Annotated in this window: 11 protein-coding genes; 6 read left to right on the forward strand and 5 right to left on the reverse strand. The window is 74.2% G+C overall.

Features of this window, described 5'->3' with window-relative positions; translation table 11 throughout:
• The first annotated feature begins 180 nt into the window (after positions 1-180).
• From gatC to gatB, 3 genes are read left to right on the forward strand one after another with little or no spacing between them, the layout of a single operon-like run.
• Positions 181-507: an Asp-tRNA(Asn)/Glu-tRNA(Gln) amidotransferase subunit GatC gene (gene gatC, locus DMP15_RS08405; protein WP_020622204.1), complete on the forward strand. Its 327-nt coding sequence runs from the start codon at positions 181-183 to the stop codon at positions 505-507.
• Complete coding sequence (gatA, locus tag DMP15_RS08410; RefSeq protein ID WP_073578440.1) at positions 504-2,003, forward strand: Asp-tRNA(Asn)/Glu-tRNA(Gln) amidotransferase subunit GatA; 1,500 nt, start codon at positions 504-506, stop codon at positions 2,001-2,003. The genes gatC and gatA overlap by 4 nt, the downstream gene beginning before the upstream one ends.
• Positions 2,000-3,505 carry an Asp-tRNA(Asn)/Glu-tRNA(Gln) amidotransferase subunit GatB gene (gatB, locus tag DMP15_RS08415; RefSeq protein WP_073578439.1) on the forward strand — a complete coding sequence of 502 codons (1,506 nt, stop codon included), beginning with the start codon at positions 2,000-2,002 and terminating at the stop codon, positions 3,503-3,505. The genes gatA and gatB overlap by 4 nt, the downstream gene beginning before the upstream one ends.
• A gap of 257 nt (positions 3,506-3,762) precedes the next feature.
• Here gatB and DMP15_RS08420 read toward each other — a convergent pair whose 3' ends face one another.
• Positions 3,763-4,860 carry a glucose dehydrogenase gene (locus DMP15_RS08420; protein ID WP_304580229.1) on the reverse strand — a complete coding sequence of 366 codons (1,098 nt, stop codon included), beginning with the start codon at positions 4,858-4,860 and terminating at the stop codon, positions 3,763-3,765.
• 55 nt (positions 4,861-4,915) lie between these two features.
• On the opposite strand from DMP15_RS08420, the gene DMP15_RS08425 reads away from it, so the two are divergent.
• The 3 genes from DMP15_RS08425 to DMP15_RS08435 are packed head-to-tail and all read left to right on the forward strand — an operon-like array spanning position 4,916 to position 7,363.
• Positions 4,916-5,836, forward strand: a complete 921-nt coding sequence (locus DMP15_RS08425; protein WP_073578438.1) for a 2-hydroxyacid dehydrogenase — start codon at positions 4,916-4,918, stop codon at positions 5,834-5,836.
• Positions 5,837-5,861: 25 nt separating this feature from the next.
• Complete coding sequence (locus DMP15_RS08430; RefSeq protein ID WP_073578437.1) at positions 5,862-6,464, forward strand: DoxX family membrane protein; 603 nt, start codon at positions 5,862-5,864, stop codon at positions 6,462-6,464.
• Positions 6,461-7,363: a phosphotransferase gene (locus DMP15_RS08435; RefSeq protein WP_337825592.1), complete on the forward strand. Its 903-nt coding sequence runs from the start codon at positions 6,461-6,463 to the stop codon at positions 7,361-7,363. The genes DMP15_RS08430 and DMP15_RS08435 overlap by 4 nt, the downstream gene beginning before the upstream one ends.
• Positions 7,364-7,383: 20 nt before the next feature.
• Here DMP15_RS08435 and DMP15_RS08440 read toward each other — a convergent pair whose 3' ends face one another.
• From DMP15_RS08440 to DMP15_RS08455, 4 genes are all read right to left on the reverse strand, one after another.
• On the reverse strand, positions 7,384-8,766 hold the full coding sequence (locus tag DMP15_RS08440) for an NAD-dependent succinate-semialdehyde dehydrogenase (protein WP_073578435.1): 1,383 nt from the start codon (positions 8,764-8,766) through the stop codon (positions 7,384-7,386).
• A gap of 166 nt (positions 8,767-8,932) precedes the next feature.
• Positions 8,933-9,931, reverse strand: a complete 999-nt coding sequence (locus tag DMP15_RS08445) for an aldo/keto reductase (RefSeq protein ID WP_073578434.1) — start codon at positions 9,929-9,931, stop codon at positions 8,933-8,935.
• Between the two features lie 70 nt (positions 9,932-10,001).
• On the reverse strand, positions 10,002-11,843 hold the full coding sequence (gene ilvD / locus DMP15_RS08450) for a dihydroxy-acid dehydratase (protein ID WP_073578433.1): 1,842 nt from the start codon (positions 11,841-11,843) through the stop codon (positions 10,002-10,004).
• Between the two features lie 170 nt (positions 11,844-12,013).
• Positions 12,014-12,559 carry a PH domain-containing protein gene (locus DMP15_RS08455; protein ID WP_073578432.1) on the reverse strand — a complete coding sequence of 182 codons (546 nt, stop codon included), beginning with the start codon at positions 12,557-12,559 and terminating at the stop codon, positions 12,014-12,016.
• Positions 12,560-12,775 lie beyond the last annotated feature (216 nt).

The raw sequence follows: 12,775 nt of genomic DNA on the forward strand, positions 1-12,775 counted from the left end.
GGGGGGCGATCGGCCGGTGGACCGGCGGGAATAGACTCGGTGGGTAGACCGGCGCGCGCGGGAGCGACCGGGTCGTGTCGGCAGCCGGACCGGCGGTCGCACCGTCGTCGCCGCTGCCACGGCACCGCCACGACCGTCCACCCGCCGTCGTCATCATCGGACACCATCTCGAGGAGGGGCATGACCGCCGATTCCGCGGAGCGGACGGGTGGGGTCATCACCCGGGACGAGGTCGCACACCTCGCCCGGCTGGCCCGCCTGGCCGTCACCGACTCCGAGCTGGACACCTTCGCGTCCCAGCTCGACGTCATCATCGGGTCGGTGGCCCGGGTCGGGGAGGTCGCCGCCGACGACATCCCGCCGACCTCGCACGCCGTCCCGCTGGAGAACGTCTTCCGCCCGGACGAGCGCCGCCCCGGCCTGAGCCAGGAGCAGGCGCTCGCCGGCGCCCCGGCCGCCGAGGACGGGCGCTTCCGCGTCCCGCGGATCCTGGGGGAGGAGCAGTGAGCGACCTGATCCGGCTGACCGCCGCCGAGCTCGCCGAGAAGATCCACTCCCGTGAGGTCTCCGCCGTGGAGGCCGCGCAGGCCCACCTCGACCGGATCGCCGCCGTCGACGGCGAGGTGCACGCGTTCCTGCACGTCGGAGCCGAGTCCGCGCTGGCCGGCGCCGCGCTGGTCGACGAGCGGATCGCCGCGGGCGAGGCGCCGGAGTCCCCGCTGGCCGGGGTGCCGCTGGCGCTGAAGGACGTGTTCACCACCTCCGACATGCCCACCACCTGCGGCTCGCGGATCCTCGAGGGCTGGCAGCCGCCCTACGACGCGACGGTCACCGCGCGCCTGCGCGCCGCCGGGATCACGATCCTGGGCAAGACCAACATGGACGAGTTCGCGATGGGCTCGTCCACCGAGCACTCCGCGTACGGCGTCACCCGCAACCCGTGGGACACCTCCCGGGTGCCGGGCGGCTCCGGCGGCGGCTCGGCGGCCGCGCTGGCCGCGTTCGAGGCGCCGCTGGCGATCGGTACCGACACCGGTGGCTCGATCCGTCAGCCCGCCGCGTTCACCGGCACCGTCGGCGTCAAGCCCACCTACGGCCAGGTCTCCCGCTACGGGCTGGTCGCCTGCGCGTCGTCGCTGGACCAGGGCGGGCCGTGCGCGCGTACCGTGCTGGACGCGGCGCTGCTGCACGAGGTCATCGGCGGCCACGACCCGCGCGACTCGACCTCGATCGACCGGCCGGTCCCGGCCGTGGTCGAGGCCGCGCGCCAGGGTGCGACCGGTGACCTGTCGGGGCTGAAGGTCGGCGTCGTGCGCGAGCTGGGGGGCGAGGGCTACCAGCCCGGCGTCCGGTCGGCGTTCGACGCGTCGCTGCGCAGCCTGGAGAAGTTGGGCGCCGAGATCGTCGAGGTCGGGTGCCCGCACTTCGAGTACGGCATGGCCGCGTACTACCTGATCCTGCCGAGCGAGGTGTCGTCGAACCTCGCACGGTTCGACGCCATGCGCTACGGCCTGCGCGCGGCCGAGGGCCGCTCCGCGGAGGAGGTCATGGCCAACACCCGCGAGCAGGGCTTCGGGCCCGAGGTCAAGCGGCGGATCATGCTCGGCACCTACGCGCTGTCCAGCGGCTACTACGACGCCTACTACGGGCAGGCGCAGAAGGTCCGCACGCTGATCAGCCGGGACTTCGACGCGGCGTTCGCCCAGGCCGACGTGCTCGTGTCGCCGACCGCGCCGACCGTGCCGTTCCCGATCGGGGACAAGGTCGACGACCCGCTGGCCATGTACCTGAACGACCTGGCCACCATCCCGACCAACCTGGCCGGTGTGGCGGGCATGTCGGTGCCCAACGGGATCTCCGAGGGGCTCCCGACCGGTCTGCAGATCATGGCGCCCGCGCTCGGCGAGGCCGTCATGTACCGCGTCGGGGCGGCGTTCGAGGCCGCCCGCGACGCCGACGAGGGCGGTCCGCTGATCGCGCGTGTTCCGGAGGTGACCCGGTGACCACCACCGAACCCGAGCTCGTGGAGTTCGACGACGTCGTCGCCCGCTTCGACCCGGTCCTGGGCATCGAGGTGCACGTCGAGCTGTCGACGAACACCAAGATGTTCTGCGGCTGCCCGACGGAGTTCGGCGCCGAGCCGAACACCCAGGTCTGCCCGGTCTGCCTGGGCCTGCCCGGCGCGCTGCCGGTGGTCAACCGGGCCGCGGTGGAGTCGGCGATCCGGATCGGCCTGGCGCTGAACTGCTCGATCGCGCCGTGGGGCCGGTTCGCCCGGAAGAACTACTTCTACCCGGACATGCCGAAGAACTTCCAGACCTCCCAGTACGACGAGCCGATCGCCGTCGACGGGTTCCTGGACCTGACCCTCGACGACGGCGAGGTCGTCCGGATCGGCATCGAGCGCGCGCACATGGAGGAGGACACCGGCAAGTCGCTGCACGTGGGCGGTGCCGACGGCCGCATCCACGGCGCGGACCACTCGCTGCTCGACTACAACCGCGCCGGCGTCCCGCTGATCGAGATCGTCACGAAGATGATCCCGGACACCGGCGCCCGCGCCCCGGAGGTGGCGCGTGCCTACGTCACCGCGCTGCGCGACCTGATCCAGTCCCTGGGCGTCTCCGACGTCCGGATGGACCAGGGCTCGATGCGTGCCGACGTGAACCTGTCGCTCTCGCCGAAGGGCGGCGCGCTGGGCACCCGCACCGAGACGAAGAACGTCAACTCGCTGCGGTCGGTCGAGCGCGCGGTCCGGCACGAGATGAGCCGCCAGGCCGGCGTGCTGGACGCGGGCGGCGAGATCGTGCAGGAGACCCGGCACTTCGACGAGTCCACCGGCCACACCCGCGCCGGGCGGCGCAAGGAGACCTCGGAGGACTACCGGTACTTCCCGGAGCCCGACCTGGTCCCGATCGCGCCCTCGGCCGAGTGGGTCGAGGAGCTGCGCGGCACCCTGCCCGAGCTGCCTTGGGAGCGCCGCAAGCGCATCCAGACCGAGTGGGGCATCTCCGACGAGGAGATCCGCGACCTGGTCAACGGCGGCGCGCTGGAGCTGGTCGAGGCCACCGTCGCGGCGGGTGCACCGTCGCAGGAGGCCCGCTCCTGGTGGGTGTCCTACCTCGCCCAGCAGGCCAACACCCGCTCCGTCGAGCTCGTCGACCTCGCGATCACGCCGGAGCAGGTCGCCCGGGTGGTCGAGCTGGTCGCCACGGGGGAGCTGACCAACAAGCTCGCCCGCCAGGTCGTCGACGGCGTGCTCGACGGCGAGGGCGGCCCGGACGAGGTCGTCGCGGCCCGCGGGCTGAAGGTCGTCTCCGACGAGGGTGCGCTGATCGCCGCCGTCGACGCGGCGCTGGCCGAGCAGCCCGACGTCGCGGAGAAGATCCGCGGCGGCAAGGTCCAGGCCGCCGGGGCGATCGTCGGTGCGGTCATGAAGGCGACGAAGGGCCAGGCCGACGCCAAGCGGGTCCGGGAGCTGATCGTCGAGCGGGTCGGGGCCTGACCTGACCGGGGCCCGCCGGGGCGCGAACCTGCCCCGGATCGGCGACGTCAACCAGGCGGTCGTGCTGGACGCGCTGCGGCGCGCCCGGCACGACCTGTCCCGGGCGGGGCTGTCCACGGCCACCGGGCTGTCCGCACAGTCGATCACCGACATCGTCTGCAGGCCGGTCGAACGCGGCCTGGTCCACGAGCGGGAACCGGTCGGGTCGCAGGGGCCGGCCGGCCGCGTCGTGGACGCAGGATCGGTACCGGGTGGTGTCAGATGGCGCTGGCGCCGCCGCCGGTCGGCGGCTGGATGCGTACGACCCGGTCGTCGGTGGCGCCGGGGGCGCCGCCGTCGCGGTTGACCGTCCCCAGCCACAGCAGGCCGTCCGGGGCGAGGGTGACCGGGCCGATCCGGCCGTAGGTGCCCTCCAGGACCGGCTTCGGGTCGCCGGTGAAGGTGCCCTCGGCGCCCGGGTTGAGCACGAACAGCGCTGTGCCGGTGCTCTGCGCGACGACGACCGCGCCCGGCAGCACCGTGCACCCGGCGACGCCCGGGCGGTCCGGCCAGGTCCAGGCGGGCGCGCCGAGCGTGCCCGGCGTGACGCGGTGCAGGACGTCGCGGCCCGGGGTGCGGTCGGTGACCCAGGTGGTCCGTGCCGCGGGGTCGACGCACACCCCGCCCGGCGCGGTGAGCCCGCGGGCCAGGACCGGCGAGGCACGGTCGGGGTTGCCCGGGGCCGGACGGCCCAGGGTGTCGATCCGCAGCACCGCCCCGGCGAGCGGTCCCGCCCCGGCGGGCGTGGCGACGAGCAGCGAGGAGCCGTCGGCGTCGACGGCCAGCGCCCCGCCCGGCGGCAACCCCTCCAGCACCGGCTTCGGCGCCTCACCGGGTGCGATCCGCCAGACCCGTCCCTCGGAGAGGGCGTAGAGCAGGCGGTCCTCGGCGTAGCCGGGGGACAGGACCAGCCCGGTCAGCCCGCCGGCCGGGTCGACCGGCACGGTCGCGACCGGCTGCGGGGTGGCGTTGCGACGGACCTCGAGCACCCGCCCGGTCCGCCGCTCGGCGACGAGTGCGCGGTCGCCCTGCGGGAGCACCGCCACCGCCCCGACCGGCCCCAGACATGACGCGACGACCTGCGGGTCCGGGTCGACGCACGGCTGCGGCGCCGGCGCGGACCCCTGCTGCTGCGGCGACGGCGCCCCGCTCGGCGGCGGTGTCCGCTCCTCCGGCGCCATCTGCGGCGGCCCGCCGAGCTCGCCCTCTCCCTCGGCCTGCGGGCGCCAGTCGCGGGAGCCCGCGTCGGGGAAGGTGGCGCAGCCGCCCAGCAGCACGACGAGCGTCGCGACGATCAGCAGCAGCCGGGCGGTCACGAGGAACCAGGCTAGGCCCCGCGAGGTGAGTGCCCGGTGAGTACGGTCGGGCGTCATGAGCAGCCCCGTGACCGTCCTGGTGCCGCACACCGTCGGCGCCGAGATCCTGTCCGGTGTGGACGGACTGGACCCGGTTGTCTACGACCCGGAGAAGCCGCTGCCCGACGAGGCCGCCCACGCCCGCGTGCTGGTCGCGCCGTTCCTGGCGGGCTCCGACGCCGTCGGGATCGTCGAGCGGGTCCCGAACCTGGAGCTGGTGCAGCTGCTCACCGCGGGCGCCGAGACGTGGATCGGGCGGCTGCCGGAGGGCGTCGGCCTCTCCGACGGACGCGGCGCGCACGGCGGCGCCACCGCCGAGTGGGTGGTGTCGGTGCTTCTGGCCGTCTACCGGCACCTGGACCGCTTCGTGCGTGCCCAGGACCGCGGCGAGTGGGACTACCACCAGACCGAGGAGCTGGCCGGCAAGAAGATCCTCATCGTCGGCGCGGGCGATGTCGGGCAGAGGACCCGGGCCCGTCTGGAGCCCTTCGAGGTGGAGACCACGCTGGTCGGGCGCACCGCCCGCGACGGCGTCCACGGCTGGGACGAGCTGCCCGCGCTGCTGCCGCACCACGACGCGACCGTGCTGATCGTCCCGCTCACCGACGAGACCCGCGGCATGGTCGACGCCGGCTTCCTGGCCGCCATGCCCGACGGATCGCTGCTCGTCAACGGCGCCCGCGGGCCGGTCGTGGACACCGACGCGCTGGTCGCGGAGCTGACCTCGGGACGGATCCGGGCCGCCGTCGACGTCACCGACCCCGAGCCGCTCCCCGCGGGCCACCCGCTGTGGTCGGCGCCCGGGCTGCTGCTCACCCCGCACGTCGGCGGCAGCGTGCCACTGGCGATGCGTCGGGCCTACGGCGTCGCGGCCGAGCAGCTCGCGGCGTTCGCCGCCGGTGACGCGCCGCCGAACCTCGTGACCGGCGCCTACTAGGCGCGCGCCGGTACTGTCGCCGACCATGAGCGGGCCCACGCAGCAGTACGACTGGGGCAACATCTCCGGCGACGAACCGGCGGAGAAGACCCGCCCGGAGCGCATGCCGGTCCCCGCCCACCTCTCCTCCGACATCGGGCTGCTCGTGCTGCGGCTGGTCGTCGGGGCGTCCTTCGCCGCGGCGGGGGCACGCACGCTGTTCGGCGTCGCGGGCGGGATCGGCCTCGACGCCAGCGCGACCGCGCTCGCCGACGCCGGGTTCACGTCCTTCGCCGGCCCGCTGGCCTGGGTGCTCGCGGTCGGCCAGCTGGTCCTCGGCGTGCTGCTCGTGCTGGGGCTGCTGACGCCCTTCGCCGCGGCGGGTCTGCTCGCGTCGAAGGCCGTGGCCGTGGTGGTGGCGCTGGTGCCGGCCCTGTCGGTGCCGCTGTTCGCCTCGGACGGCGTGAACTCCTTGGAGCTGGACCTGCTGCTCGGTGCCGGGGCCGCGGCGCTGGTGTTCGCCGGGGCCGGGCGGATCGCCCTCGACGCCGGGCGTACCTACCAGCGACGCCCGCTGCCGTGGTCGGTGCTGTCGCTGCTGGTCGCGGTCGCGGTGGCGCTGCTGGTCCTGTTCGTGCTGCGCCGGTGACCCCTGCCGACGACGTCTGGCTGCGCCCGCTCGCCCGGCGCCGCCGTCGCGACCTCGCGGTGCGGGCACGCACGCCGCTGACCGGCGGGTACGCCTCCGGCGGGGCCGAGCGGATCGACCTCGACGACGGCACCGCGGTCGTCCTGAAGCGGACCGGGGCGGTGGAGACGGCCGCGCTGCGTGCGGTCGCGGTGGTGAACGGGCCCGTCCGGCTGCCCCGGATGCTCGGCTCCGGCGACGGCTGGGTGCTGCTCGACCACGAGCCCGGCGCGCCGCTGCCGGTCGGGGCCCCGGTACCCGACGACGTGTGGCGCACCCTCGCGCTGGTCCACGCGCACTGGCGGCGCAACCGGCCACGCGGCGTCCCGGTCGTCGACGACGCCTGGTGGGCGCGGCTGTGCGGGCACGCCGCGGAGCGGCTGACGGCGGCCGGGCACGACACCGCGGCCGCGTCCGTCGTGGCCTGGGCCGGGGACGACCGCGCCCGCACCGCGCTGCGCGCCCTGCCCCGCACCCTGTGCCACGGCGACGCCCACCGCGGCAACGTCGTCGCCGGTCCGGCTGGTGCGGTACTGCTGGACTGGGGCAACGCCCGCGTCGCGGTGGGGTCGCTCGACGTCGTGGTGCTGGCCGCGCCTCCGGCAGGGGGTCCGGCCGACGCGCCGTCGGCGCCGGTGCCCGCGGTCTACCGGGAGACCCTGCACAGCGCGCTCGGCGCGCCGGACCCGCCCGCCGTGGTCGCGGTGGAGACGGCGTGGGCGCGGGCGGCGGCGCACGTGCAGTACCTGCCGTTCGCCGCCGACCACCAGGACCCCGACCGGGTCACCTCGATGGTCCGGGTGGCCGCCGCGGCCCTCGACGAACTGGGCGCCCTGCTCGCCGAGGCCCGCCGCGGCTGATCCCGGCGAGGACCGGAGCGTCAGCCCCGGGGCTTCGCCGTGCGACGCAGCCGGGTGTTGACGAACTCGCCCATGCCCCAGCGGCCCAGCTCGCGACCGAAGCCGGAGCGCTTCACCCCGCCGAAGGGCAGCCCGGGCAGCGTCGTGCCGTGCTCGTTGACGTAGGCCATGCCCACCTCGAGCCGGTCGGCGATCTCCTGCGCGCGCTCGATGTCACCGCTCCACACCGACCCGCTGAGCCCGTAGCTCACGTCGTTGGCCAGTGTGACCGCCTCGTCGACCGAGTCGACGCCGTACACCACGGCCACCGGTCCGAAGATCTCCTCGGAGTAGGCGTCCATGTCCTTCGTGACGCCGGTCAGTACGGCCGGGCGGAGGAACGCGCCGTCGCCGTCGGGTACCTCGCCGCCGGTGTGCAGGGTGGCGCCCTGCTCGACGGCGCGGCGCACCTGCTCGGCGACGCCGTCGCGCGCCGCGACCGAGGACAGCGGGCCGAGCCGGGTGCCGGAGTCGGTCGGGTCGCCGTGCTCGGTGGCCTCGAACGTCGAGACCAGCACCGACACGAACTCCTCGACCTTGTCGGTCGGCACGATCATCCGCTTCGGGGAGTTGCAGGCCTGACCGCCGTTCATCAGGCGGGCCCGGGCGGCGACCTTCGCGGTGCGGGCGACGTCGGCGTCGTCGAGGACGATGAACGCGTCCGACCCGCCCAGCTCCAGGACGGCCTTCTTCAGGTTGCGCCCCGCCGTCTCGGCGACCGAGGCCCCGGCCCGCTCGCTGCCGGTCAGCGAGATCCCCTGGATCCGCGGGTCGGCGATCATGTCGGCGATCTGCTCGTTGGTCGCGTAGACGTTGACGTAGACGTCGTCGGGGACACCCGCGGTGTGGAAGATCTCGTCCATCACCTCGGCCGAGGCGGCACAGATCGGGGCGTGCTTGAGGACGATCGTGTTCCCGACGACCAGGTTCGGCGCAACGAACCGCGCCACCTGGTAGTACGGGAAGTTCCACGGCATGACCCCGACCAGCGGTCCGATCGGTTCGGTCTGCACCACCGACTCCTGCGCGCCCTGCGGGTCCAGGGTCTCCCGGGTCAGCAGGTCCGGGCCGTGCTCGGCGTACCAGCGGTAGATCGACGCGGCCAGTGCGACCTCGCCCGCGGCCTCCTTGACGGGCTTGCCCATCTCGGTCGCGATCAACGCGGCCAGCTCGTCGCTGCGGGCCTCGTAGGCCTCGGCCACCCGGACCAGGATCTGTGCCCGGTCGGCGGCCGGGGTCGCGCGCCACCCGGGGTAGGCGTCGGTGACGCGGCCCAGGACGTCGGAGACCGCCGCGTCGTCGAGCTCGGGGAACGTCCTCTCGGTCTTCCCGGTGGCGGGGTTCGTGGTCACGTAGGCAGTCATGGTGTCCTTCCGTCGCGGGGTGGCGCGGGTCGCGCTCCTGCCCGACGGATGTCCGTCGCAGGGGGTCCGGCAAACATCGGGTCCGCCTCGTCACTCCACGCCGGCCGCGGGGCACCGCCGCGCCGCGGCCACCGCCTCCGGCTGAGACGGCGGCCGGGAGCGCTGCTCAGCGGCCGACGTTGCGCTGCAGGTGCGCCGGGTAGCGCTCCCCGGCCACCGCGGACGCCGGTGCGGCCGCCTCGATCTCGGCCAGCTCGTCCGCTGACAGCTCCAGCGCGGCGGCCTCGACGTTCTGCTCCAGGTAGGTCCGCCGCTTGGTCCCCGGGATCGGTACGACGTGCTCCCCGCGGCTCTGCACCCAGGCCAGCGCGAGCTGCCCGGCGGTGACCCCGCGGCGCTGCGCGATGGCGGTCAGCGCCTCGACGATGGCCAGGTTCGCGGCCATGTTCTCGTCGGAGAAGCGGGGCAGGCCGCGGCGCATGTCGCCCTCGCCGAGCTGCCCGGTCGAGGTGATCGCGCCGGTCAGGAAGCCGCGCCCGAGCGGGGAGAACGGCACGACGCCGACGCCCAGCTCGGCGCACGTCGGAGCGACCGACTCCTCGATGTCGCGTGTCCACAGCGACCACTCCGACTGCACCGCGGCGGGCGGGTGCACGGCGTGGGCGCGGCGGACGGTGTCCGCGCCGCACTCGGAGAGCCCGTAGTGGCGGATCTTCCCCTCCTCGATCAGCCCGGCGAGCGCGCCGACGGTCTCCTCGATCGGCGTGTCCGGGTCGACGCGGTGCTGGTAGTAGAGGTCGATGTGGTCGACGCCCAGGCGCTGCAGCGACTCCTCGGCGCACCGCCGCACGTAGGCCGGGTCGCCCTGCGCGCCCTGGTTGCCCTGCGCGTCGCGCACGATGCCGAACTTCGTCGCCAGGACCACGCGGTCGCGGCGGTCGGCGATCGCGGCGCCCACGAGCTCCTCGTTGGCGCCGTCGCCGTAGACGTTCGCGGTGTCGAGCAGGGTGACGCCCAGGTCGAGGGCGCGGTGGATGGTCGCGATCGACTCGGCGCGGTCGGAGGTGTCGCCGTAGGCCTGGCTCATGCCCATACAGCCCAGGCCCTGGGCGGAGACGGTGAGATCGCCGAGTCGACGGGTTCCGAGGCCGGTTCCGGTAGCCATGACAACCAACCTAGACGCGAACGGCCCCGGTCCGCAGGAGAGCGGACCGGGGCCGTCGTGCGTGCCGGGGTCAGGGGATGCGGCGGACCGCCCCGGTGTCGGCGCTGGTCGCCAGGTGGGCGTAGGCGCGCAGCGCCTTCGACACGACGCGCTGCCGGTCGACCGGCTGCCACGGCCGCTCCGAGGACTCCATCTTGGCGCGCCGGTCGGCGAGCGTCTCGGCATCGACCAGCAGCTCCAGCGACCGGGCGCGGACGTCGAGCCGGATCCGGTCGCCGTTCTCCACCAGGCCGATCGTGCCGCCGGCGGCCGCCTCGGGGGAGATGTGGCCGACCGAGATGCCCGACGAGCCGCCGGAGAAGCGGCCGTCGGTGATCAGGGCGCAGACCTTGCCCAGCCCGGCGCCCTTGAGGAACGCCGTCGGGTGCAGCATCTCCTGCATGCCCGGCCCGCCCGAGGGGCCCTCATAGCGGATGACCAGCACGTCGCCGGGCTTGATCTCCTTCTTGAGGATCGCCGAGACGGCGTCCTCCTGGCTCTCCAGCACGACGGCCGGGCCCTCGAACTCCCAGATGTCCTCCGGGATGCCCGCGGTCTTGATCACGGCGCCGTCGATCGAGAGGTTGCCGCGCAGCACGGCCAGGCCGCCGTCGGCGGAGTAGGCGTGCTCCAGGTCGCGGATGCAGCCGCCCGCGGCGTCGGTGTCCAGGCTCGACCAGCGGTTCTCCGTCGAGAACGCCTGCGTGGTCCGGACCCCGCCCGGCGCGGCGTGGTAGAGCTCGACCGCGGTCTCCGACGGTGCCCCGGAGCGGATGTCCCACTCGGTGAGCCACTGCTCCAGCGACGGCGAGTGCACCGTGTGCACCCCGGTGTTGAGCAGCCCGGCCCGCCACAGCTCGCCCAGCAGCGCGGGGATGCCACCGGCTCGGTGGACGTCCTCCATGTGGTAGTCCGAGTTCGGCGCGACCTTGCTCAGGCACGGCACCCGCCGGGAGACCGCATCGATCGCGGCGAGGTCGAAGTCGATCTCGCCCTCCTGGGCCGCGGCCAGGATGTGCAGCACCGTGTTGGTGGAACCGCCCATCGCGACGTCGAGCGCCATCGCGTTCTCGAACGCCTCGCGGGTGGCGATGTTGCGGGGCAGCGCGGACGCGTCGTCGTCGCGGTACCAGCGGGTGGCCAGGTCCATCACGGTGCGCCCGGCGTTCAGGAACAGCTCGCGGCGCGCGGCGTGGGTGGCCAGGGTGGAGCCGTTGCCCGGCAGGGAGAGCCCGAGCGCCTCGGTGAGGCAGTTCATCGAGTTCGCGGTGAACATCCCGGAGCACGACCCGCAGGTCGGGCAGGCCGAACGCTCGACCTCGGCGAGCCCCGCGTCGTCCACCTCGGACGACGCCGACGCCGAGATCGCGGTGATCAGGTCGGTGGGTGCCTGCGCGACCCCGCCGACGACGACCGCCTTGCCTGCCTCCATCGGCCCGCCGGAGACGAACACGGTCGGGATGTTGAGCCGCATCGCGGCGTTCAGCATGCCCGGGGTGATCTTGTCGCAGTTGGAGATGCAGACCAGGGCGTCGGCTGCGTGGCCGTTGACCATGTACTCGACCGAGTCGGCGATGATCTCGCGGCTGGGCAGCGAGTAGAGCATCCCGCCGTGGCCCATCGCGATGCCGTCGTCGACGGCGATCGTGTTGAACTCCTTGGCGACCCCGCCCGCCTCCTTGATCGCGCCCGCGACGAGGTCACCCATGTCCTTGAGGTGCACGTGGCCGGGGACGAACTGGGTGTAGGAGTTGGCGATCGCGACGATCGGCTTGCCGAAGTCGTCGTCGCCCATGCCGGTCGCGCGCCAGAGCGAACGCGCTCCGGCGGCGTTGCGGCCGTGGGTGGTGACGCGGGAACGCAGGGCGGGCATCGGTCTTCTCCAGCCGGGTCTTCCGTGGTGGTTCCTGAGGGCCCCCGGTGGGCGCGTCGCGAAGCGTGGGCACGAGCCGCCCGGGGGGTGCGGCGCGACGGCGGCGGGGCGGGTCGCGTCCCGCCGGCCGGCGGGCCGATCGCCCGCAACCGTACGCCCCGCGACGGGCGTCAGTGACCCTCGGCCGGGTCCTCCGGGTCGGTCACCGCGGCCGGGTCGGCGAACCGGCCGCCGCTGGCGACCGAGAGCGCGGGCAGGTCGCGCGCGTGCACCGCGGGCAGGACGAGGTCGTCGTCCTCGCCCAGCACCGCGCTGACCCGCGAGCGCGAGCCGATCCGCAGACCGCGCACGTCGTCCCAGTCCACGGTGCGGGAGGAGAACGCGCCGCGGACGGTCAGCGTGTCCGGGTCCACGGTGGTGCGGACCCGCAGGATCCAGGCGATCGCCGCGACCGGGGCCACCAGCACGACCCAGAACCACGGCAGGCTGAACACCAGCGGCGTCGACCCGACGACCGCGACCAGGATGGCGAAGATGGTCAGCCGGCTGGGCTTGAACACCAGCGCGCGCGAGCCCACGCGGAGCTTGCGGCCCTCGTCGCGGACCCGGGGGGTCCACGCCAGCTCGCCGTCCACCTGCTGGGACGCCCCCGGGGCCGACTGCGGATCGGCAGAGGTGGGGTCGGCGGGGACGGCGCGGTCGTCGGTGCTGCTCACGACCCCAGTGTGACAAATCCGGACCGTGACCCCACGGCCCGGACGGGTGGGGTCGTTTGACTCCGTCCGTGGGACGCGTGCTAGCGTCGATGCATGTTCGCCGTTCGAATTCTCGTACTTCTTGGGCGCGTCGTCGCCTGAGTTCGACCTTCTCGAACGACGACGCGCTCACCCTCGCAGCGCCCGGAGTACCGGGCGGCGGGGGTTTTTTCATGT

Origin of the sequence: Pseudonocardia sp. UM4_GMWB1 (genome assembly GCF_017312155.1) — a bacterium.
GTDB lineage: Bacteria > Actinomycetota > Actinomycetes > Mycobacteriales > Pseudonocardiaceae > Pseudonocardia > Pseudonocardia alni.

What these genes read in the sequence shown, in the direction of transcription:
- DMP15_RS08445 (WP_073578434.1), bottom strand. Translation starts at nt 9,931, where the DNA reads ATGGCTACCGGAACCGGCCTCGGAACCCGTCGACTCGGCGATCTCACC.
- DMP15_RS08440 (WP_073578435.1), bottom strand. Translation starts at nt 8,766, where the DNA reads ATGACTGCCTACGTGACCACGAACCCCGCCACCGGGAAGACCGAGAGG.
- DMP15_RS08430 (WP_073578437.1), top strand. Translation starts at nt 5,862, where the DNA reads ATGAGCGGGCCCACGCAGCAGTACGACTGGGGCAACATCTCCGGCGAC.
- DMP15_RS08425 (WP_073578438.1), top strand. Translation starts at nt 4,916, where the DNA reads ATGAGCAGCCCCGTGACCGTCCTGGTGCCGCACACCGTCGGCGCCGAG.
- ilvD (WP_073578433.1), bottom strand. Translation starts at nt 11,843, where the DNA reads ATGCCCGCCCTGCGTTCCCGCGTCACCACCCACGGCCGCAACGCCGCC.
- gatC (WP_020622204.1), top strand. Translation starts at nt 181, where the DNA reads ATGACCGCCGATTCCGCGGAGCGGACGGGTGGGGTCATCACCCGGGAC.